The organism is bacterium, assembly GCA_040753555.1.
In the GTDB taxonomy this organism is placed as follows: domain Bacteria; phylum UBA9089; class UBA9088; order UBA9088; family UBA9088; genus JBFLYE01.
On record JBFMDZ010000018.1, the window covers coordinates 1 to 21,760 of the forward strand.

21 protein-coding genes, 3 tRNA genes and 1 rRNA gene are annotated in these 21,760 nt (G+C 36.5%); 5 read left to right on the forward strand and 20 right to left on the reverse strand.

What is annotated here, in order from left to right; all coding sequences use genetic code 11:
- Positions 1-123: 123 nt before the first annotated feature.
- The 8 genes from AB1630_02830 to thrC all read right to left on the reverse strand — a co-directional run bounded on the left by AB1630_02830 (position 124) and on the right by thrC (position 5,781).
- Positions 124-1,344, reverse strand: a complete 1,221-nt coding sequence (locus AB1630_02830) for a BREX system ATP-binding domain-containing protein (protein MEW6102748.1) — start codon at positions 1,342-1,344, stop codon at positions 124-126.
- A 96-nt stretch (positions 1,345-1,440) separates the two neighbouring features.
- A complete protein-coding gene (locus AB1630_02835) occupies positions 1,441-2,223 on the reverse strand; it encodes a sulfide-dependent adenosine diphosphate thiazole synthase (GenBank protein MEW6102749.1) in 783 nt (260 codons plus the stop codon).
- Complete coding sequence (locus AB1630_02840) at positions 2,216-3,073, reverse strand: Bro-N domain-containing protein (GenBank protein MEW6102750.1); 858 nt, start codon at positions 3,071-3,073, stop codon at positions 2,216-2,218. Before AB1630_02840 ends, AB1630_02835 begins: the two co-directional genes overlap by 8 nt.
- Before the next feature lie 301 nt (positions 3,074-3,374).
- Entirely contained in the window at positions 3,375-3,593 is a 219-nt protein-coding gene (locus tag AB1630_02845) for an NIL domain-containing protein (protein MEW6102751.1), read from the reverse strand.
- Positions 3,590-3,832, reverse strand: a complete 243-nt coding sequence (locus tag AB1630_02850; protein MEW6102752.1) for an NIL domain-containing protein — start codon at positions 3,830-3,832, stop codon at positions 3,590-3,592. The genes AB1630_02845 and AB1630_02850 overlap by 4 nt, the downstream gene beginning before the upstream one ends.
- 41 nt (positions 3,833-3,873) lie before the next feature.
- The gene (locus AB1630_02855; GenBank protein MEW6102753.1) at positions 3,874-4,248 is read right to left on the reverse strand and encodes an HI0074 family nucleotidyltransferase substrate-binding subunit; all 375 of its coding nucleotides are present in this window, start codon (positions 4,246-4,248) and stop codon (positions 3,874-3,876) included.
- Positions 4,245-4,553: a nucleotidyltransferase domain-containing protein gene (locus AB1630_02860; GenBank protein ID MEW6102754.1), complete on the reverse strand. Its 309-nt coding sequence runs from the start codon at positions 4,551-4,553 to the stop codon at positions 4,245-4,247. The genes AB1630_02855 and AB1630_02860 overlap by 4 nt, the downstream gene beginning before the upstream one ends.
- Positions 4,543-5,781, reverse strand: a complete 1,239-nt coding sequence (gene thrC / locus AB1630_02865) for a threonine synthase (protein MEW6102755.1) — start codon at positions 5,779-5,781, stop codon at positions 4,543-4,545. Before thrC ends, AB1630_02860 begins: the two co-directional genes overlap by 11 nt.
- Before the next feature lie 88 nt (positions 5,782-5,869).
- Here thrC and AB1630_02870 point away from each other — a divergent pair, with 88 nt between their 5' ends.
- From AB1630_02870 to AB1630_02880, 3 genes are all read left to right on the forward strand, one after another.
- A complete protein-coding gene (locus tag AB1630_02870) occupies positions 5,870-6,829 on the forward strand; it encodes a hypothetical protein (protein ID MEW6102756.1) in 960 nt (319 codons plus the stop codon).
- Positions 6,829-6,914, forward strand: a tRNA-Ser gene (locus AB1630_02875). The genes AB1630_02870 and AB1630_02875 overlap by 1 nt, the downstream gene beginning before the upstream one ends.
- A 257-nt stretch (positions 6,915-7,171) precedes the next feature.
- A complete protein-coding gene (locus tag AB1630_02880; protein ID MEW6102757.1) occupies positions 7,172-8,962 on the forward strand; it encodes an adenylate/guanylate cyclase domain-containing protein in 1,791 nt (596 codons plus the stop codon).
- Here AB1630_02880 and AB1630_02885 read toward each other — a convergent pair.
- The 4 genes from AB1630_02885 to AB1630_02900 all read right to left on the reverse strand — a co-directional run bounded on the left by AB1630_02885 (position 8,954) and on the right by AB1630_02900 (position 11,275).
- Positions 8,954-9,026, reverse strand: a tRNA-Ala gene (locus tag AB1630_02885). The two genes, AB1630_02880 and AB1630_02885, sit on opposite strands and share 9 nt — an antisense overlap.
- 114 nt (positions 9,027-9,140) lie before the next feature.
- Positions 9,141-9,214, reverse strand: a tRNA-Ile gene (locus AB1630_02890).
- 74 nt (positions 9,215-9,288) lie between these two features.
- Positions 9,289-10,814 (reverse strand): 16S ribosomal RNA (locus AB1630_02895).
- Between the two features lie 122 nt (positions 10,815-10,936).
- Positions 10,937-11,275 (reverse strand): DNA translocase FtsK, encoded by a 339-nt coding sequence (locus tag AB1630_02900; protein MEW6102758.1) that lies wholly within the window; start codon positions 11,273-11,275, stop codon positions 10,937-10,939.
- Positions 11,276-11,609: 334 nt separating this feature from the next.
- Here AB1630_02900 and AB1630_02905 point away from each other — a divergent pair, with 334 nt between their 5' ends.
- Both AB1630_02905 and AB1630_02910 read left to right on the forward strand, forming a co-directional pair.
- Positions 11,610-11,819 carry a hypothetical protein gene (locus AB1630_02905; GenBank protein MEW6102759.1) on the forward strand — a complete coding sequence of 70 codons (210 nt, stop codon included), beginning with the start codon at positions 11,610-11,612 and terminating at the stop codon, positions 11,817-11,819.
- On the forward strand, positions 11,809-12,264 hold the full coding sequence (locus AB1630_02910) for a PIN domain-containing protein (GenBank protein ID MEW6102760.1): 456 nt from the start codon (positions 11,809-11,811) through the stop codon (positions 12,262-12,264). The genes AB1630_02905 and AB1630_02910 overlap by 11 nt, the downstream gene beginning before the upstream one ends.
- 395 nt (positions 12,265-12,659) lie before the next feature.
- Here the strand turns inward: AB1630_02910 and glyS are convergent, their stop codons facing one another.
- From glyS to AB1630_02950, 8 genes are all read right to left on the reverse strand, one after another.
- Positions 12,660-14,645: a glycine--tRNA ligase subunit beta gene (gene glyS, locus AB1630_02915; protein ID MEW6102761.1), complete on the reverse strand. Its 1,986-nt coding sequence runs from the start codon at positions 14,643-14,645 to the stop codon at positions 12,660-12,662.
- Between the two features lie 33 nt (positions 14,646-14,678).
- On the reverse strand, positions 14,679-15,815 hold the full coding sequence (locus AB1630_02920) for an FtsW/RodA/SpoVE family cell cycle protein (GenBank protein MEW6102762.1): 1,137 nt from the start codon (positions 15,813-15,815) through the stop codon (positions 14,679-14,681).
- Entirely contained in the window at positions 15,784-17,169 is a 1,386-nt protein-coding gene (murD, locus tag AB1630_02925) for a UDP-N-acetylmuramoyl-L-alanine--D-glutamate ligase (protein MEW6102763.1), read from the reverse strand. Before murD ends, AB1630_02920 begins: the two co-directional genes overlap by 32 nt.
- A gap of 1 nt (position 17,170) precedes the next feature.
- Positions 17,171-18,247: a phospho-N-acetylmuramoyl-pentapeptide-transferase gene (gene mraY, locus AB1630_02930; protein ID MEW6102764.1), complete on the reverse strand. Its 1,077-nt coding sequence runs from the start codon at positions 18,245-18,247 to the stop codon at positions 17,171-17,173.
- Positions 18,248-18,322: 75 nt separating this feature from the next.
- Positions 18,323-19,789 (reverse strand): UDP-N-acetylmuramoyl-L-alanyl-D-glutamate--2,6-diaminopimelate ligase, encoded by a 1,467-nt coding sequence (locus tag AB1630_02935; protein ID MEW6102765.1) that lies wholly within the window; start codon positions 19,787-19,789, stop codon positions 18,323-18,325.
- Complete coding sequence (locus AB1630_02940; protein MEW6102766.1) at positions 19,786-20,160, reverse strand: septum formation initiator family protein; 375 nt, start codon at positions 20,158-20,160, stop codon at positions 19,786-19,788. Before AB1630_02940 ends, AB1630_02935 begins: the two co-directional genes overlap by 4 nt.
- Before the next feature lie 42 nt (positions 20,161-20,202).
- A complete protein-coding gene (gene rsmH, locus AB1630_02945; GenBank protein MEW6102767.1) occupies positions 20,203-21,087 on the reverse strand; it encodes a 16S rRNA (cytosine(1402)-N(4))-methyltransferase RsmH in 885 nt (294 codons plus the stop codon).
- The gene (locus AB1630_02950; protein ID MEW6102768.1) at positions 21,062-21,505 is read right to left on the reverse strand and encodes a division/cell wall cluster transcriptional repressor MraZ; all 444 of its coding nucleotides are present in this window, start codon (positions 21,503-21,505) and stop codon (positions 21,062-21,064) included. Before AB1630_02950 ends, rsmH begins: the two co-directional genes overlap by 26 nt.
- Positions 21,506-21,760 lie beyond the last annotated feature (255 nt).

Here is a 21,760-nt window from a genome sequence, read left to right on the forward strand (position 1 = left end):
CTGAATGCTCAACCACAAGGTCTTCTGATTGAGAAATCCACATCGCACCAAACCCCTTTGTTTTTATAAACCCCCTTTCCTCAAGCTTCTTAACACAGCAAGCATCATGTCCAGTTCCATCAATTAAGACCTTTGTCTTTCTCTAAATTTAAAAGCTTCTAGCATAACATAAAGATGATAAAGTTGATTCACAAATCTATATTCACCCCTTATCTCTGTCTCGTTTATAATTCCTAACCTTTTTATCCTTTGAAGAAAATTATCAAAAGTTTTCTGTTCTTCCTCTGACATCTTTTTTAAAATTTCTCTTCGTTGAAAATTAGTTCCTAAAGGCAGATCACCTATTTTTCTTAAAATACTACGGTATGTCTCTGAGCCTATAGCTTTATATACCTGCGGAGCTAAATATTTCCTCCCGACATTCTCTGCTGCATCTATTATTCCATATCTTGCATCTTCTTCATCAATTTTATTGTCTTTGTCTTCCCAAAATATAGCATCACCAACTTCATGCATAAGCGTAGGGAATCCACCCGAAAGATCTACCATGGAAGATATAGCCTCTGGTTCGATGGATATATTTTGTCTTCCAAACATTTTTCTGAAAAAATCCTCTGTTTCTTCTTTATTCATAGGAGCTAAATCTATAATATCAAAAATCCTTGCTACCGAAGGTTGATGTTTAATCATCTTTTCCCTTCTTTCCGGTATGCCTACAAGGATAAGTAGCAAAGGTAATTTTTTGCCACTTGTAGCAATTTCATCAACTATGCTTTTTAAAAAAAATGAAAAATCCGATATGTCTGCAATCCCATTCAAATCGTCAAGCACGACAGTAATTCCCTTTTTTTCATTTTGAATCTTTGAGAATAAACTTCTTAACGTAGGCAGAAAATTCAACCGAAGATTATCAAGTTCATCTTTACTGGTTGTAAATTCAATATTCATCCCTAAAAGGTCTATGTTCTTTATATATTTTCCAAATATATCCTTTACTTTTTCAAAAAGGTTTTTATCAGGTAGTTCTTGAAGGAGCTTCTGAAATATCAACCGGCATACTTCATCTAAATTTCTTGCTGAACCAAGTGAACAGTGAGCTCCTATAAACTGATAATCCTTCTGAGCAACATACCGAATAAATCCAGCAAGTGAACTTTTTCCTATTCCACGCTCTCCCATAATAAAGATATTTTCGTTCCTACCAGATGAGGCTTGTTTAATTGCCCTTTCTAATCTTTCAATTTCTTTAATGCGTGCTATAAAATATTCTATAGGAACAGGCCTGCCCGGTGTAAAAGGGCTCTCTTTCTGGGTTATCCATAAAAACTTTGTTTTTTCTTCCAATGCTTTTTAAAAAATCTTATTCCTTATCCATTTAAAATTATAGAAACAAAAAGCCATTTTATCAATTTTCTTTTGTTTCTGCTGTCATATGTTTAGTTAGATAAGCCCTTTTGCAATATCTGCACCCTTTTTGCCAGAGAGGAGCATTGCCCCGAATGTAGGTCCCATTCTTGGCAGGCCATAGGTGGTGGCGGTTGCCATTCCAATTGCTACAAGACCAGGCCATACCTCACCTGAATGCTCAACCACAAGGTCTTCTGATTGAGAAATCCACATCGCACCAAACCCCTTTGTTTTTATAAACCCCCTTTCCTCAAGCTTCTTAACACAGCAAGCATCATGTCCAGTTCCATCAATTAAAACCTTTGTCTCAAGGGCAATTGGGTCAATGCAGGCAATCTCTCTTGGCAGGGCTTGAATGGGCGTCCAATTAACCACCGCCCCACAAACCCTATTTTCTTCCTGTAAGACAAGGTCATCAAATACGGTTAATTGCAAGAATCTAACACCTGCATCACAGGCAGAGCCAATAAGCTTTGATACACAATGAGGACCATCTGCAACATATAGCCCCTTTGTCGTTTCTTTGCAAGGAACACCGAGCTCTTCCAAAATCTCCTGTCCCGGCTCTCTTAATGTTACCTTATTCATAAGATAGCCACCAATCCAGAAGCCACCGCCAAGGTAGTTATTTCGCTCAATTATAAGCACCTTAAATCCTTCTTTTGCAAGCTCCCTTCCTGCTATAAGCCCAGATGGGCCACTTCCAATAATGATGCAATCGCTCTCTACATATTCCAAGAATTGCTTGGAAAACTCAGAGACAATTGCAGAGCTTACATCCTTCTCAGAAATTGGTGCAAATATTGGTTTATTCATCTTTTTCCTCCATATCTTGTAAAATTTTATGAATTGTTTGACTTTCTGGTTTCTCTAAATAATTATCTTTAGAGACGATAGATTTCTTTAATCTTCTTTCCAGCTGTCTGCGAGCATTACCAGCAATATCACCACCTGTTTTAGCATCTGCTTTCAATTTCGGCATGCCCATTGAATCTTCTACCTTGTGAATTTCAGTAGTAGCACGTTCACCCAGCATAGTAAAAATTAATTCCAGGTCATCCATATGGTCACGCAGATTTTCCCACTTCAGTCCTTTTAATTCTTTATATTGGCTTGGGGTTATATCAAATGTTGCCTTTGAGATTTCCGCAGTTAAGATTTCATAATCCTTCTGTTCCTGTGCCCCTCTTTTTTGCCATTCGTCTGTTAGTTCGTCACGGATGGCAATACCCCGCATCCTCTTTTCAATCCAATCGTCAGAATAGCCCTTTAATTTATAAAGCATTCGTGTTCGTTTAGTTGCTAATTCCGGATTCTCAATCTCTTGCACCCGTTCATAACCAACCTTTGCCAGCCATCTTTTGAAAGGTTCGGCTTTTGGTGATGGGATTGATTGAATAATTCTGAAAATAGTCTCTGTATCCGCGCAATCAGTGAGATATTTTTTGCCATCGCTTGCTTCCATTTTCAGTTGTCCGATTTTTTCGGACACCTCACGATACCCTTCTTCTGTAAGTTTTTTCTTTAAATCGTTCCAGTATTTTCTTGGTCTGTCAGTACCAGTTAATGCTTCGATGATATCAACAATAGAAAACCACCATTCATTCTGGTAAATAATTCTTCTAATTTTTTTGCCTTTGAATAGGGCTACTTTTGTAGTTTCCATAATTTTTTACTCCCACCAAATCAATGGTTTAATTAGTTTATAATCCAAATCGTAATTATTCACCCCCTCTTTGTGAAACGGAGAATCTTAAGAAAAAGAGAAAAGGAAAATATCATCTTTGTCTAATTAACCATTTATCCACTTTCTCAATCATTCGTATAATCTGTCCAATGATACGGAGAAATTTCTCCCCTTCTTAAGATTCTCCCTTTCTCCCCTTCTCCCTCTCTCCGATTCATCCATTCTCCGTTTCTCTCTGTAATGACTGAATAGTTACTCCAAATCTTTTGTACCTACAGACCTACCTTCTTTCAACAATTACCCCCTTTTCTTCTAAATTCCTTATTGCCCTTTCTATCTTCTTTTCTTCTCCTTCAAGGGAAAGGATTACCCATCCTGAATTTACATCTACATTTGCAGAGCTTATGCTATAGGAAACATTAAAATCCTTTCCCAAATAATAGAGAATAGGCTCACAGACCAAGTCTTCTGGAAATACAAGCTTTACTTCTTTTTTCATCCTTCTACAATATCTCCTCCAATTGGGTCTACCTTTACACCCTTTTTTATTAAATCATCAATTGCTTTGTCTATTTCATCCATCTCTCCCGAAAGCTCTAAAACCATCCATCCAATCTCTTTATCAATATTTGCCCTCCTTATGTTTGTTATTACATCAAAATCCTGGCTTAATTGATAAATCATTGGCTTATCAATTAGCTCCTTTGGAAACCTTAAAGATAGCTTTATATTCGCCATTTAACTACCTCCTATCATTTAATTTGCATTTTAATAAATCCTCATCTTCCCCCCATAAGATTTTCTCTTAATTTTTTAAACATTTTCAAATATTTAGGTAGCCTTGAATAAACATCATCAGCATATTCCTCTTTGTAAAGATGGGCGGTTAAATTTCTATCGTCAATCATTCTTAACCAGGCTTCATCATAATCTATTAAGCTTAATTGAAAAGCGATCTTGAAACACTCCCTAGGTGAATAGCATTCTACCCTTTGATCTTTGGCAAAAACCTTAATTGATTTCCAGCTCAAATCAAAGCAAAGCTCAAATCTTTTAATTGCGGAATCCCTTGTAATCTCTGTTTTTTCTAATTTTAAAACCTCTTTTAATCTTTTAATCGCTTTTTCAAAATCTTTATAAATTACAAAATTCATCTAATATATTCAACAAATTTTAATGCCTCCTTTTTAAAATCATTTGAAACCCTTTTGAAATCAACAAATTCAAACCTATATAATGTTGGCAGCCTCTCTATATCTTCCTCAATTTTAAATTTTACATCAATGGGAAGTTCTTTTGCTCCTTCAATACCAATATCAATATCCGAACGCAGGAAATTATCTCCCGAAACCCTTGAACCAAAGAAAAAAACCTTATAATCATCAAGACTCAAATATTTACCAATAATTTCTAAAATTTCCCCTTTTAATCTTTTTTCCGAATAAAACTCAAGGTTCATTTTTTACTACCTCCTTCTCAAATGACCTTAAGCTTGGCTCAATAATTATTGGCTTTCCTATTCTTTCACAAACCGCCTCTTGGGTCTTTAAACCCTGTCCGGTAATACAAACAACAATTTCTTCATCCCTTGGAATTTTTCCTTGCTCAATCAATTTCTTGCAAACCGCCAGGGTTACACCACCCGCTGTTTCGGTAAAAATTCCCTCTGTCTTTGCCAATAGCTTTATTGCCTCAACAATTTCATCATCACTTACACTTTCTCCCCCTCCGCCACATTCCTTAATAACCTTATAGGCATAATACCCACTAACGGGGTTTCCGATAGCTAAAGATTTTGCAATGGTATTTGGGATAACCGGTTTAATAAATTCTCTTTCCTCCTTTATGGCATTAACGATAGGGCAACATCCACTTGCCTGGGCAGCATAAAGCTTTGTGTTCATCCTAGAAATCAAGCCGAGTTTTTCAAATTCCTTTAGACCCTTGTAGATTTTGGTAAGCAAACCACCAGAGGCACAAGGGACAACAATATGTCTGGGTGCTTTCCAGCCAAGTTGCTCGGCTATTTCATAGGCAATTGTCTTTGAACCCTCTTCATAGTAAGGCCTTATGTTGATATTGACAAATGCCCAATTGTATTTTGCAGAAATCTCGTTGCATAGCCTGTTCACCTGATCATAGTTTCCCTTTATCCCTACAACAATTGGATTGTATATCAAAGATGCTACAACCTTGCCCATCTCAAGGTCTGCTGGAATAAAAATATATGCAGAAAGGTTGGAAGCCGCAGCTTGAGCAGCAACAGAATTCGCAAGATTTCCCGTTGATGCACAGGCAACAATTTCAAAACCAAACTCCTTTGCCCGAGAGAGGGCAACTGCAACCACCCGATCCTTATATGATAAGGTTGGATGATTACAAGAATCGTCTTTTAGATAAATTTTGCTAACCCCTAATACCTTTGCCAGATTTTCTGCCTTAACTAAGGGTGTGAACCCTGAATTTAACCCATCTTGTGGTTTTTTCTCAATGGGAAGAAGTTCCTTATACCTCCAGAGGCTATATACTTTACTTTCCTCAATTGACTTGCGCGATATAGCCTTTTTTATTCCCTCATAATCATAGATTACCTCAAGTGGTCCAAAGCAGAATTCGCATATATACAATGCAGCCTTTGGATATTCCCTTCCGCATTCCTTACACTTAAGCCCTTTCATCCATCCCATAAACTAAATTATATGAAAAAATATCTATTTTATCAAGATTTGATTTTTAATTGACTTAAGATAAAAAAAAATGTAGAATTTAAGTATTATGAAGAAGGTTATTTTATTTGTGGTTATTTTTTCTCTTTCTGGATGGGGGATAGGGGCAAGACCCCTTTCTATGGGTGGTGCCTTTGTTGCTGTAGCTGATGATATTCATAGCATCTTCTATAATCCGGCAGGCATTGCTAATATAAAGGAAATGGAGGCAAGCTCAATGAGGGTCTTGAACAATAGGGATAGTATGAATTTTAAGGAATGGATTGCGATCTCTAATGGGATAAAAGAGGGTGGAATGGGTGGAGCCTATCTTCATAGTGTTGATTGGCTAGGGTATGCTGATCTGGATAGCGATGGAATAGAGGATGGCAACGAACCATATTTAGCCTTAGATAATAATATTGCCATTTTTACAATTGGTGGCTATGGACAGGGAATGCTTAAGAAGACAGGGTTTGGCGTTAATATAAGGAGATATTCGGAAAGCCTTATGAAAACTTGGGGAATAGAGACAGGTGGAGCAAAATTTAAAGAGACCGGAAGCAAGCAATCTAAAATCGGTGTTGATATCGGGATATTACATAATTTTAATAAAAACATCTCTTTTGGATTTGCTATCTATGACTTAAATGAGCCAAAATTTACATTTGAGAATCTAAATATAGAGGATGTAATTTGTGACATTACAGTAAAAAATCCATTAACCATAGTAGGTGGTATTGCCTTAAAGCCTGATGATAAGACCATATTTGCTATGGATTTCTTTGGTGTTAATAACATTAATGATTGGTATTCAAAAGATGAGAATGATACAAATCAAAGCAGTATTAGGTTGGGTTTTGAAAGGGAGGTTTTACCATATCTTTTTATAAGGGGAGGCTTTTGTGGAAAATCATTTAATACAGCCGGCATCGGGATAAAAACAAAAAATATAAGGCTAGATTATGGGCTTATGGAAGATAATAAAGGATTAGGATTTCACCTTGTTTCTTTAACAATAAACAAATAGGCGAGGTGGCAGAGTGGCTTAATGCGGCGGTCTTGAAAACCGTTGTGTGTAAAAAGCACCGTGGGTTCAAATCCTACCCTCGCCGGATTTTAAGATAAAAATAGGAGAATGGAGAAGGTAGGATTTGAAGCCGAGCGAACGCGTCCTGTGGACGATGAAGTGAGCGAGGCCGGGAACAAAAGAATTTTGTTAGATTTTGAATGAGAGAAGCGAATGAAAAATGTTAGAAAATTCTTTGTTCAAATCCTACCCTCGCCGTTTTATAGTCAACACACTAAATCTTCATAATAAAATATCCATATTATTCTTAATGATTTATGAAAGATACTATAGTTTATTTTAATGAAGCCCCATAGGAAAATCATTGGATTGGCATTTTCTATTATCCTATCCATTTTTTTTATTGCAATCTTTCCCTCATTAGAAAGTTTGGATTTAAAATTTTTTAATATCTTTTATTCCTTAAGGGGAAAGGAGAAACCATTTAAAAATATTGTCCTTGTTGAGATAGATAAAAAAACAATTAACTCCCTTTCTATAAGAAGGATAGATATTGGATTTCTCCTTAAATATTTAAAAGATGCCTCTTGTGTTGGCTTAATCATTCCCCTCTCATCTACCTCGCAATTTGAAGATGACATTATCCTTTCAACATTTCTTAAGGGATGTGGCAATGTCTACTTAGGCGTTGATTTTTTTATCTCCTATTTATATGAAAAGCAATTTCCTATCTTTAAGCCACCAGAAGCAGACAATCTTGTAAATTTTTCCCTAAGGGATATTCCAAAGGAAATAACACCATATCAAGCAATAGGTGTTAATGCCCCAATTTCTTTATTCTTAAAAGTTATCTCTGGAATAGGCCATACAAACCTTCTTCCCGATATAAATGGAATAATAAGCAAAATACCTTTGGTTATTGATTATGGAGGCAATTTCTATCCATCATTAAGCCTTGTATTAGCATCTTCCTATCTTAAAAGAAACCCAGATTATCTATTAAGGTCTCGTGTTGATTTTAAAAGCAGGATTAGTATAAATTTCTCTGGAGGACAATTCCCATCATATTCAATGATTGATGTTCTTAATAAAAAGATAAATAAAAATGAATTTTATAAAAGAATAGTTCTCATTGGCATAACCTCTGATGAAAATACATTTCCTACCCCCTATGGTTTAACCAATAGCCTCTTTCTTCATGCTGAAGCTGTAAATAATATTTTGCAGGCTAACTCTGTTATCCTTGTTCCATTTAAACTTGTTGCCCTCTTTCTCCTTCTCTTTGGTTTTATTAGTGGATGGATAAGCCTTTCCAATTCAACAAAAATAGCAACCTTAACCATTGTCTCTCTTTGCTTATCATTTCTTGTCTTTTCATTTTCCCTTTTTTGCTGGGGAATATGGCTTAATACCTTATCTATTCTCCTTCTTATCTTTCTTGTTTTTATTGTTTCCTCTGGATATAGAATATTTGTAGAGAAAAAGGAAAAAGAGATGGTAAAATCCATCTTTGGAAGGTATATCTCACCCCCTATAATTGATGAGGCATTAAAAGATGAGGAATTTTTAAAGAGGGTTATAAAAAAAGAGCTTACCGTTGTTTTTGCTGATATAGCCAATTTCAGCCTCCTTTTAGAGACATTAGAACCAAGAATAGTTGTTTGTTTTTTGAATGATTATTTTACAGAGATGTCAGAGATTATCTTTTCTCTTAATGGAGAGATTGATAAGTTTATGGGCGATGAAATCCTCTTTTTGTTTGGTGGCATTCAGAAGATACCAGACCATGCAGAAAAGGGTGTTTTGGCATCCATTATGATGCAAAAAAGGCTTATTACACTTAATGAAAAATGGAAAGACAAAGGGATACCAGATGTTTCTCTTAGAATAGGAATAAATAGCGGAGAGGTAATTATGGGAAACATTGGTTCTTCAATGAGGACAGATTATACAGTATTGGGAAAAGAAGTAAATCTTGCAAAGAGGCTAGAAGAATTTTGTTGTCCAGGGGAAATTATTATTTCAGAAACAACATACTCTTTGCTTCCTTCTGGAATTAATGCCCAACCCTTTAAGATAAAAATTAAAGAGGCTGAAGGGTCTCTTTTAAGCTACAAGGTTCTTTGGAGATGAGGGGATTTGAACCCCTAACCTCCTGCGTGCAAGGCAGGCGCTCTCCCAATTGAGCTACATCCCCTTTCGCTTCGCTCAATTTTAAATTTTCAATTGTAAATTTTAAATTTTAAGGTATTTTATCCAATTTACAATTTAAAATTTGCAATTTACAATTCGTTTAGCCTTGCTAAACGACTGGGCCTATCTGGGCTCGAACCAGAGACCTCACGCTTATCAGGCGTGCGCTCTAACCACCTGAGCTATAGGCCCTTAAATAAAAAAAGGGAATCTCTCTTCCCTTTTTGATCCTTCAAAACTGAATAGGCAAGTAAAGGATGCTCCTAAAAGGAGGTGATCCAGCCGCAGCTTCCGCTACGGCTACCTTGTTACGACTTCACTCCCCTTACTGAACATACCCTAGACACCTTACAGTGGCTTTAGGTATCTCCAACTCAGGTAGTGTGACGGGCGGTGTGTACAAGACCCGGGAACGTATTCACCGCGACCTGCTGATTCGCGGTTACTAGCGATTCCGACTTCATGAAGGCGAATTGCAGCCTTCAATCCGAACTGAGACTGGCTTTTTGAGATTAGCTCCACCTTGCGGTTTGGCAACCCTTTGTACCAGCCATTGTAGCACGTGTGTAGCCCGGGGCATAAAGGCCATGCGGATTTGACGTCATCCCCACCTTCCTCTGTATTGTCTACAGCAGTCCTTTTAGAGTGCTTAGCATTACCTAGTAGCAACTAAAAGAGAGGGTTGCGCTCGTTGCGGGACTTAACCCGATATCTCACGACACGAGCTGACGACAACCATGCAGCACCTGTGCAGGCTCCTGGTAAACCAGGTCGTTTCCCTTTCGGTTCACTACCACCTACATGTCAAACCCCGGTAAGGTTCTTCGCGTTGCATCGAATTGAACCACATGCTCCACCGCTTGTGCGGGTCCCCGTCAATTCCTTTGAGTTTCAACCTTGCGGCCGTACTCCCCAGGCGGGACACTTAATGCGTTAGCTTCGACATAGAAAGAATAAACCCCCTACATCTAGTGTCCATCGTTTACAGCGTGGACTACCAGGGTATCTAATCCTGTTTGCTCCCCACGCTTTCGTGTATAAGCGTCAGTATTGAGCTGGAAAACCGCTTACGCTACTGGTGTTCCTCCCGATATCTACACATTTCACCGCTACACCGGGAATTCCGTTTTCCCCTCTCATACTCAAGAATGACAGTATCAAACACAGTTCTAAAGTTAAGCTTTAGGATTTCATGTTTGACTTGCTATCCCGCCTGAACACGCTTTACGCCCAGTAAATCCGAATAACGCTTGCCTCATCCGTCTTACCGCGGCTGCTGGCACGGAGTTAGCCGAGGCTTATTCTGAGGGTACCGTCATTATCGTTCCCTCAAAAAGGGCTTTACGATCCGAAAACCTTCATCGCCCACGCGGCGTTGCTGCGTCAGGCTTTCGCCCATTGCGCAAGATTCCCCACTGCTGCCTCCCGTAGGAGTCTGGACCGTGTCTCAGTTCCAGTGTGGCTGACCACCCTCTCAGGCCAGCTACTGATCTTTGCCTTGGTAAGCAATTATCCCACCAACAAGCTAATCAGAGGCGGGCTCATCCCTAAACGAGAATCAAAGACTCCCTTTAATTATTCCTTCTTGTGAAACAATAATCACATTCGGTATTAGCCTCTCTTTCGAGAGGTTATTCCAAATTTAGGGGTAGATTACCCACCTGTTACTCACCCGTTCGCCACTATCCTTAAATTCTTAGGATTGCTCCCTTGAATTTAAGAACCGTTCGACTTGCATGTGTTAAGCACGCCGCCAGCGTTAATTCTGAGTCAGGATCAAACTCTCAAAAAATTGTTTTTTTGCTTTTTTTAATCCTTACCTTTGACCTATTCAGTTTTCAAAGATCAATAAAAAATATTTTAAAAAATAATGTAATAATTTGTCAACATTTTTTTTCTGATGTAAATCTGTAATTACCTTAACACCTTTCTTGGCTTGCTTCCATCAGAAGGGCTGACAATTCCTTCTTCTTCCATCCTTTCAATAAGCCTTGCTGCCCTATTGTATCCTATCTTAAGCTTTCTTTGAATCATAGATGTTGAGCCATATCCTGCATCTTCTACTATAGAAATGGCTTGTTCATAAAGAGAATCGTCTATTTCCTCATCTTCGTCGACGGCTTCTTTTATTTCTTCCTCCCTTATTTCTTTCTTCTCAAGGGAAATGCCTTGCTCTTTAATAAAATCAACAATTCTTTCTATCTCAGAGGGAGAGAGAAAAAAGGGGACGGTTCTATTTAAGACTGCCTGCAACGGACGGCTGACACATTGCAAAAGACTTATGTCCAAACCATTTAGGCTTCTTTTGCAACAAAACCATTAGCCAAACAAATAGAATATTAACCCTTGCGACGAATTGATGCTTAAGAAAATAGAGTTGGCATACCTACGGAAGCTTTTAATAAAAATCCTACCAAGAACATCTGATCTTAAGCCAAAAAATAGTTGTGTATAATTGATTATTGTGCTATAATAAAATTATACAAGATTAGACAAGGATACAATCACAAGTGTATACTAAATTTTTGCTATTCCCAAGTTTTTCAACGATGCAGAATTTGAACTTGTTGATTGAATGAGGTGGAGCATGAATGCCATAGAATTCCAAACTACAATCGAGAATAATATCATTGAGATTCCTAGTAAATATCTTAGCAATCTCACAAATCGCGTGCGTGTAATCTTGCTGGTCGAAGGAACTAAGTCTGCTGTGAATTTCATTGATGAATTACTTGCGCATCCTGTGCGAGTAAAAGGTTTTCGTCCTTTAACTAGAGAAGAAGTCTATGCCAAATAGCAAACGCACAACTTGCTTCATTGATACGAATATCTGGCTGTATGCCTTTATCGAAAAGGATGACAAAACCAGGTCAGAAACAGCACGCGGCCTGATTCAAGAGACTGCACCTATGCTTAGTACACAGGTGCTCAACGAAGTGTGTGTTAACTTGCTGAAACAAGCCAACTTTACCGAAGAACAAGTATGCCAACTCATCGAGTCGTTCTATGAGAAATACCCTGTTACTGAGTTGAACAAGTCAGTGCTATTGACTGCGTCGCAACTTCGCCAGCAGTATTCCTTGTCCTTTTGGGACAGCACAATTATAGCAAGTGCTCTCAGTGTGGGTGTTTCCATTCTATATTCCGAAGACTTGCAACATGGGTTGATTATTGAAAGGCGACTTGAGGTGCTCAATCCATTCGTACAGAGTAGTAAGTTAGGGGCAGACCTTGAGAAATAAGAAGAAAAGAAAAAAGAGGGTGAAGTGAAACTTTTACCTAACCAATCGCTGCACCTGACCTAAACCGCTTTGTGTTCAGCCTTTACTGGAGAGATTGCTACAAGGTAATCGGAACCTTAAGGAATGAAAAAGGAACAAGAATCCATTTTAGTCATTTGAATTTGTTTTAAGATTTCGGATTTCGAATTTCGGATTTCATTTGTTCCATTAAAGCTAAACACATACAAGAAAACAAGAATGCCAAATAGGTAATCTATTGTTTTAATGGTCTATAGACTATCAACTATAGACTATCAACGATTTTGAGTTTTTAGTTTTATTGGAGTATTCAAACTAATGAAAAAGAAGCTCAACATATACTTGAAAACCAATTAAGATTGTGTCTATGAATATGTTTAGCTCCTTATAACCGAAATATCTGCCAAGGTAAAAAAGAGGTCTTTTAAAAGAAAAAGCAAAGAGAGCCTGTTCTCCCTTATATCTTTATCAGAAACCATAACCATTACACCATCAAAAAATTTGTCTATATCTGGTCTTAAACTAGCAAGAATCTTAAACCCTTCCCTATAATCCCTTTTTGAAACTGTATCTTCAAGGGCTTTTTTTGCCTCAATTAAAGAAAAATAAAGCCTTTTTTCAGCATCCTCTAAAAGGAGGTTATAATCAAATTCTTTCCTCTTAGCACCTTTAAGGATATTTACAACCCTTTTGAAAGATGTAGAAAGGTCAATAAAATCTGCATCTTCTTTAATAAAAAAGGATAAAGCCTTTATTCTTTCCTCGCAATCTACAATATCATCAAATCCAAGTGATAATACTGCATCTATTGCATCCGTAAAGTATTTCTCCTTGAATATAAAAACAAGCCTTTGTCTGATGAATAAAAGGATCTCTTCTGTTATCCTGTCTTCATCCTTTATCTTTCCTATTCTGCAAGACTCCCTAATTAGAGATTCAAGAAAAACTCTTTTTTTAAAATTTGAGGAGAGAATAATTTTTATAATAGAATTTCCACACCTTCTTAAGCCATAGGGATCTTCTCCTCCTTTTGGAATTATCCCTAAACTAAAATATCCTGTTAGGGTATCCATTCTATCAGCAAGGTTTATTATTCTTGCCAATTTAGATTTTGGAAGAATTAAATAATGCTCCCTTATTGCACTTGCTATTGTTTTCGGAATGCCTTGCCTCATCGCATAATGATAGCCCATAATCCCTTGAAGCTCTGGAAATTCTTGAACCATTTGCGTTGTAAGGTCTGCCTTACATAAAAAAGCAGCCTTTGATAACTCTGGCAACCTTTTCTCCTCTATAAGCCTTAAACCAAGGCTTACAGAAAATGAAACATTCCTCATTGTTTTATCATACAAAGAGCCGAGTCCCTTGTGAAAGATAACACCCTTTAGCCTATCTCCAAATTGCTCCAGAGGTATCTTTAAATCCTCCTTAAAGAAGAATTCTGCGTCAGAGAGCCTCGCACTTACAACGCGGTTATGCCCTTTTGTGATTATCCCTTTTTCTCCACCATTTGATACAACAAGGAAATATGAAATAATACCCTTTTTCTTTATAAGTGGAACATACCTTTGATGATGGGTTAGGCTCGCAATTATAACATCATCTGGAATCTTAAGATACCTTTTATTAAAACTACATCTTATTATAAGAGGAGATTCAACAAGATTTGTAATTTCAAGTAACAATTCCTCTTTAAGAAAAGGCTTTGCCTTAAGCTTATCTGCCTCTTCTTTAATCTTTTTTAAGATAAAATCCTTTCTTTCCTTGCAATCTACAATTATACCCTGCTCCTTTAAAATAGAAATATATGAAGATGGGTTAGGGATAACAACAGGCTCTTTTTTTATTCTTAAACTCCTTGTTTTATTAGACGATATGACACCTGCACATTCAAACTCAATTATTTCATTATCCAGCAAGGCAACAATCCACCTTATAGGCCTTGCAAATGTAAGATGCGTTTTCCATCTCATTTGTTTTGGAAATGTAATGCCTTTTATCACATCAGCAATAACATTTTTTATAACCTCTTTTGTCTCTTTTCCTTTTTTTATAAGGCAATAATACCTTTTTCCCCTTATCTCTTTTACAAAAAGCTCTTTTTTTTTCACACCATGGGCTTTTAAAAATCCGTTTATAAAAGAATTGGCTGGTGGTCCAATTATTTCCTTCTCTTTTTGTCTTATTCCAATGCCGTTTATAATTAAGGTAAGCCTCCTTGGTGTCCCATATGTTTTTATAGACTTAAAGGCAATCCCTTCATTTTCAAGGAAAGATTGTGCCTTATTTTTTAATTGCTCCAATGCTTTATCAATCCATAAAGCTGGAATTTCTTCTGTCCCAATTTCTAATAAAAAATTCATATCTAAAATTTTTATCTAAAAACAAACCTCCTGTCAAGGTTTTTGTCTTGCTACATTTAGTATTAACCCAACAGCAATAAGGTTGGAAAGCAAGGAGGAACCACCGTAGCTTATAAATGGAAGTGGAAGACCCGTTGTTGGAATGCTATCTGAGACAATTGCGATGTTTATAATTGCTTGAAGAATAATAGAAATTGTAAGAGAAAAGGCAAGAAAAAAGCCTGATGGAAATTGGGAATGATAAGCAATGGAAAAACCAAAATAGGCAAAAAGGGCAAATAAAACAAATAACAAAAGGCTTCCCAAAATAAAACCAAGCTCCTCTCCAATAATGGAAAAGATAAAATCTGTATATGGAAGGGGAACACAGGAAAGCTTTTGCTTGCTCTTTCCTAATCCAACACCAAATAGCCCTCCAGAACCCAATGCAATTATTGATTGATCGACCTGCCACCTATCTATTTTCTTATCATTATCCTTATTTTCAACAAATCCTTTAACAAATGGCAGATTGGAGGTAATGGGATATTTACTCAAAAATGCCTTAACCCTATTCCTTGAATACGCCCTGCTTCCTATTGCTGCTGACATAATAATAAAAAAGACAAGAAAAAGAACAAAAATATGCCTTATTCTCATTCCTGCAACAAAGAATATAAAAATTGTAAGAAGGCAGAAAAATACAGCCATTCCATAGTGGGGTTGAGCGACAAGGATACCAAGAATAATACCTAAAATAATACAAGGAGGAAAAACCCCTTTTATAAATCCTTCATTAGAATCCTCCCTTTTAGAAAAAAATATGGATAAATAAAGGAGAAAAAATACCCTTACAAGCTCAGATGGTTGACCACCCATCACCCATCTTTTTGCACTTCTTCCCGTATGAAAAAATATGGTAGAAGCAAGAAGAACAATAAAGAGCAAAAGAATGAAAAATGAATATTTATTCCACCATTCTAAATCTTTTCTTAAAATAATAAAAAGGGATAAAAAGCCTAGAATAGCCCAAGCTGATTGCCTTACTAATGAATAATACATCCCCTTTTTTTCAAGAGAATTAGTAACTATGCCAGATGAGCTAAAGATCATAATAAGACCAAAAGCAACAAGGGCAATGGTTACAACAAGAAAGAAATTAGCATTTCTTTGTAAAGATTCCTCTTCCATTTTCCACAAGCCTTTCTTTTAAAGCAAGGACATTTTTTGTAAAAGCCTCCCCCCTTTCCTTATAGCTTGAGAATTGGTCAAAGCTTGAGCAAGCTGGAGAAAGGAGGATGCAATCATCAAATTCTGCTAAAGCATACGAGAGGTCTACCGCGTCTTTAAGGCTTTCCACCTTATAAATCTCTACAGCCTCCCTTACCATAGAACCTATAAGGTCAGCAGATTCTCCAAATAATATAAGCTTTTTTACCCTCTCCTTAAGGTAAGGGATAAGCCTTGTATAATCCTCTCCCTTATCCCTTCCACCTGCAAGTAAAATAACTTTCCTTTCAAACGATGATAAAGCAGCAATAACAGAGGCAATGTTTGTAGCCTTCGAATCATTTATAAACCTTACGCCAGATATATTTCCAACCTCCTGTATCCTATGAGGAAGGCCTTTAAAATTTCTTATTGTATCCATTATTGATGAGGTCTCTATTCTTAAAATAATGGCAACAAGGATAGAGGCAAGGATATTTTCAATGTTATGAATGCCGATAAGCTTAATATCAGATAAAGGAAATATTTTTTCCTCTCTTCCAGAAAACCTTGCAACAATCCAATTATTCCTTATAAAAAGACCCTCTTGTAAGGTTTGTCTTGTAGAAAATAAATATGGTTTTGCCCTGCTCCTCCTTGAAAGGTTAAGAACAACGGGATCATCTGCATTTATTACCATAATGTCATCCTTTGTTTGATTTTCAAAGATTCTTGCTTTTGCCTTCATATAATCCTCAATATTTAGGTATCTATCAAGGTGATCTGGTGCAAAGTTTAAAAACACAGAGATGTTTGGCTTAAATTCTATTATTGTCTCAAGCTGAAAGCTTGATACCTCAAGGACAACAATATTTTCTTTGGAAATATTGCAAGATGTAAAGGGAATCTCAATATTTCCACAAACAATGGGATTTAACTTCGCATCTTCAAGGAGTTTCCCAATCAGGGTTGTTGTTGTTGTCTTTCCATTTGTTCCTGTTATTGCAATTATTGGCTGATGAGAGAGCATCTGAAAACCAAGCTCTATTTCTCCTATTATTGGAATATTTACATCTTTTGCCTTTTTTATATATGAAATATCTGATGGTATTCCTGGGCTTACAACTATAAGGTCTGAAGGAGGAAGGCTTAAGACATTTCCATATTGGACAACAACATCCTTTGGCAATTTTTTAATTACATCCTTAAGCTCTTCTTTCTTTTTCTCGTCAAAGGCAGTGATATGGGCACCAAGCCTTGTAAGGAGATTGCAAGAGGCAATTCCAGATTTGCCCAAACCTAAAACAATTACATCTTTGTCTTTAAGATTTAACATATCATCTAATTTTCAAGGTGGCAAACGATAGCAAAACAAATATTATCGCTATTATCCAAAACCTAATAACAATCTTTGATTCATACCATCCTTTTTTTTCAAAGTGGTGATGAAGGGGTGCCATCAAAAACACCCTCGTTCCAAATAGCTTCCAGGAGACGATTTGAATAAGTGTAGAGCCTGCCTCAAGAACAAAAAGACCTCCAAGAATTATTAAAGGAATCTCTTGCTTTATAACAAGGGCTGTTGTCCCCATTACCCCTCCTAATGTAAGCGAACCTGTATCTCCCATAAAAATCGTAGCTGGATGGCTATTGAACCACAGAAAACCCAAAGAGGCACCAAGCAAAGATGCCAAATAGACAACAAGCTCGCCTGCTTGCGGCACATAGCTTATCTTAAGATAGCTTGAGAGCTTTATATGACCAGCAAGATAGCTCATTACAATAAAACCAAGGCAAACAAAAATACAGCTTCCAATGGCAAGACCATCCAAGCCATCTGTAAGGTTAACGGCATTTGATGAAGAAATAATGACAAGAATACAAAACAGAATATAGAAGATACCGAGATTAAAAAAGAAACCCTTTGTAAATGGAATGGCAATGTTTGTAGAGGAAGCGGATAATGGGCAAAGGAATAGGTATATCCCAACAAGAATAGCTATACCAATCTCTCCAAATAGCTTTTCCCTTATCTTCAATGGTCTTTTTTTTGTTTTAAGAAAGTCATCAAGAAAACCAAGTAGACCAAAGCCCATTGTTGTAAGAAGAATAAGGATTATCAGGCGATTATTACATCTTGAGAAAAGAATGGTTGATGTGATAATGGCAAATAGAATGATTATTCCACCCATTGTTGGTATTGCCTCCTTATGGATATGGTTTTCAAGGTATTCCTTTTTCACCCTTTCACAAATTCCCCTTTTTTTAAAATAATTTATAAAAATTGGCGTAAAAATAAGAACAAGAAAAAAGGAGCATAAAGCCGCACAAAATGCCCTCGTTGTAATATACTTAAAAACCCTAAAGAATGAAACCTCAGGATATAGAACCTCATAAAATAGCCAGTAACACATAAGAAACTAAAAACTTAAAACCCAAAACTTAAAACTACAACTTAAAACTCAAAACTATTTTGGATTGCAATGGTTTTAAATTTTGAATTGTGGTTTTGCATTTTTAGTTTTTAGTTTTGAGTTTTTTAATATTTTCAACGCAACCTCCTTGTCATTAAATGGTATTCTTTCATTTCCAATTATCTGATAGTCCTCGTGTCCTTTTCCTGCAATCAAGATAAGGTCATCTTTATCTGCCAATTCTATTGCCTTTTTTATTGCGGTTTCTCTATTTACAATCCGCAAATGAGCTTTTTTCATCCCTTTTTCTATTTCATCCATAATAATCTCGGGGTCTTCATCCCTTGGGTTATCAGATGTAATAATGGGAATATCGCTTAAACTAGATGCAATTTTTCCCATTATTGGCCTTTTTTGCTTCTCTCTATTTCCTCCACACCCAAAGACAAGGATTATTCTTTTATGTATAAGGCTTTTTGCTGTTTTTAAAACACAAGATAAACCATCTGGTGTATGGGCATAATCAATGACAACAAGGGGGCTTTTCCAAATAATTTCAAACCTTCCAAGAGGCGCCTTAAAATTAGAAATGGCATCCTTTATAACATCAAATGAAATTCCATTCATAATTGCACAAGATATAGATGCAAGGCAATTATAAATATTATATGTTCCATAAAGAAGGGTATTTATCCTTTCTTTTCCTATAGAAAAGCTTATTCCCCTTTTACCCTCTTTTATCTTTTCTCCTTTTATGTCTGCATTACCATTTATCCCATATGTTATTACCCTTGCCTTTGTTCCACTTATAATTTTTTTATAGGAAGGGTCGTCAATATTAACAAAAGCATCACAATCTTTATTAAGGGACAAAAAAAGCCTTTTTTTTGCAAGAAGATAGCTATCCCAAGTTTTATGAAAATCAAGGTGGTCTTCTGTAAGGTTTGTAAAGATTGCCTGCTTAAATTTTATTCCAGAAACCCTCTCTAAAGAAAGTCCATGTGATGATACCTCCATTACAACAAATTTTGCTCCTTCGTTTTTTGCTTTTAAAAGGAGCTTAAAAATCTCTAATGGATGTGGTGTTGTAAGGACAGTAGGAATGTCCTCGCTTCCTATCCTATGTCCTATGGTTCCTAACCTTGCTATTGGAAAAGAAGCTTTTTTAAAGACCTCTTCAATTAAAAACGCTGTTGTCGTCTTTCCATTTGTCCCTGTTATTCCAATAATATTTAAGGAATCGGAAGGATTTCCAAAAAAGGCTGATGCTAATTGCGATAAAGCTTTTAGAGAGGAAAAGGTAAGGACAAAAATGGAATTTGGGGTAATATATTTCTTATCCTCAACCACAATACAGGATGCGCCCTTATTTATTGCCTCCTGGATAAATGAATGTCCATCAAATTTCTCTCCCTTGATTGCAACAAAAAGAGAGCCTTCCTTTATATCCCTTGAATTGTCTGTAATATTTTTTATTTCCACATCCCTTAAATTAAAAACCTCTTTCTCCAAAAGAAAAGAAAGCAATGACGAAAGTTTCATCTTTCCCTTGCCTCTATGCCCCTTTCAAATATCCTTACAAGAAGGGAAAATGGCTCCATCATTTCTTTCTTTTTTTCCTCTACAGTTACATCTGGAAGAAATGTAATTTGCTCTGGCTTTACACCAACAAGACCATAAGACCTTGCCAATTCCTCAATTCTTTGCGGAGATGATAGATTTGTAATTTCAATTGTAAGATTGGCATTTTTTGTCTTCTCTTCTTTTAACTCATCTTCTTGTCCTGTAATTTTATAACCTAGATTTGTAATCTCGTTGTTCTCTAAGACAATAAGAAAAAGAAACAAGAAGGCAAAAATAAAAAGAAAAATGGCCTCCTTTCTATTCCTTACCCATCTCATCCTTCTTTTCATACCTTTTCACCTCCACCCTCCGCACTCCATAATCCTTTCTTTTCACTTCGCATTCTGAAATCTACATTCTGCAATTTTCTCACCTCCCCTTAATTTTGCTGACCTAGCCCTTGGATTTCTCCTTATCTCCTCAAAGCTTGGTCTTATCGGCTTCTTTGTTAAAATATTAAATATCCCCTCCTCTTTCCATTTCTTAAATGCCTCTTTTACAATTCTATCCTCAAGGGAATGGAATGAGATAACACAAACCCTTCCATTTTTAGAAAGAAAGGGTAATATTTGGTCTAAAGATTCCTTTAAGGCATTAAGCTCATCATTTACAGCAATTCTTATTGCTTGAAATGTCCGCGTGCTAGGGTGTATTTTTCCCCTTTTTCCATAATATGCCTTCATTATCAAGGAGCTTAATTCCTGCGTTGTCTTAATTGGTCTATTTGAAACAATTGCTTTTGCTATTTTTCTTGCCCTTGGTTCCTCTCCATATTCCTTAATTATTCTGTAAAGCTCCTTCTCCTTGCTTCTATTTATAATGTCTTTAGCCTTTATTGGATTTCTCTTATCCATCCTCATATCAAGAAAGGCATCATTCATAAAAGAAAACCCTCTTTCAGGGCTATCTATCTGATGGGATGAAAGCCCAAGGTCGTATAAAAAGCCAGAAACGCTACTTATTCCCATAGAATCCAAAATTTCTTTTACATCCCTAAAATTTCCCCTTTTAAAAATAACCCTCTCTTTCCAAAGATAAAGATTTTCCATAGCCATTTCTAATGCTTCAATATCCTGGTCAATCCCAATTACACAGCCTCCTTTTTCAAGGATTGCTTGCGAATGACCTCCTAGCCCAATTGTGCAATCCACATACCATTTACCTTCAGCTACATCAATGAGGCTTAACGCCTCATCCTTCATTACTGGAAGATGCATCAAGCTCCTCTGTAATCTCTTCAAAGCTTATCTTGCTATCATATTCAAGCCATCTTTTTTTATCCCAAATCTCCATCCTGTCTGGAAGCCCTAATATAATAACATCCCTTGAAAGCCCTGCATATTCCCTTAATAATGGAGGGATAAGAAGCCTTCCCTGCTTATCAATCCCTGCCTCCTCTGCTCCAAACATAAGCTTCCTTATCAAACCCCTTGTTTTTGCTTTAGGAAGCCTATTTAATTTATCAACAAAATCTTTCCAGCCCTCTGGAAAATGAATATAAAGTGAGCCATCAAATCCCCGAGAGATAACAACAGACCTTATCCCAAGCTCGTAAAGCTTTCTTCTAAACCTTGCAGGTAGGATTACCCTTCCATTCTCAATTACATTTTCTGATGTTAAGGGCAAAGGAATCATTTAATTCTCCATTTTACTCCACTTCGATCCAATATAATGCTATTTTACTCCAAGGCAAACAATTTGTCAAGAAAATTTTTTGGGTGTAGTTACAATATTGGAAGTTTTGTTGATATACTAAAAAGAAATTAGAAATTCCCCAATTTTACTAAAACCTTTCATAGGGCTTAAATTTATGGTTATTGAAAAATATTAGAATAATCCTCCCCCTTTCCCCCTTTAGCGAAGCGAGAACTCTATTTTTATTGTGCTTTT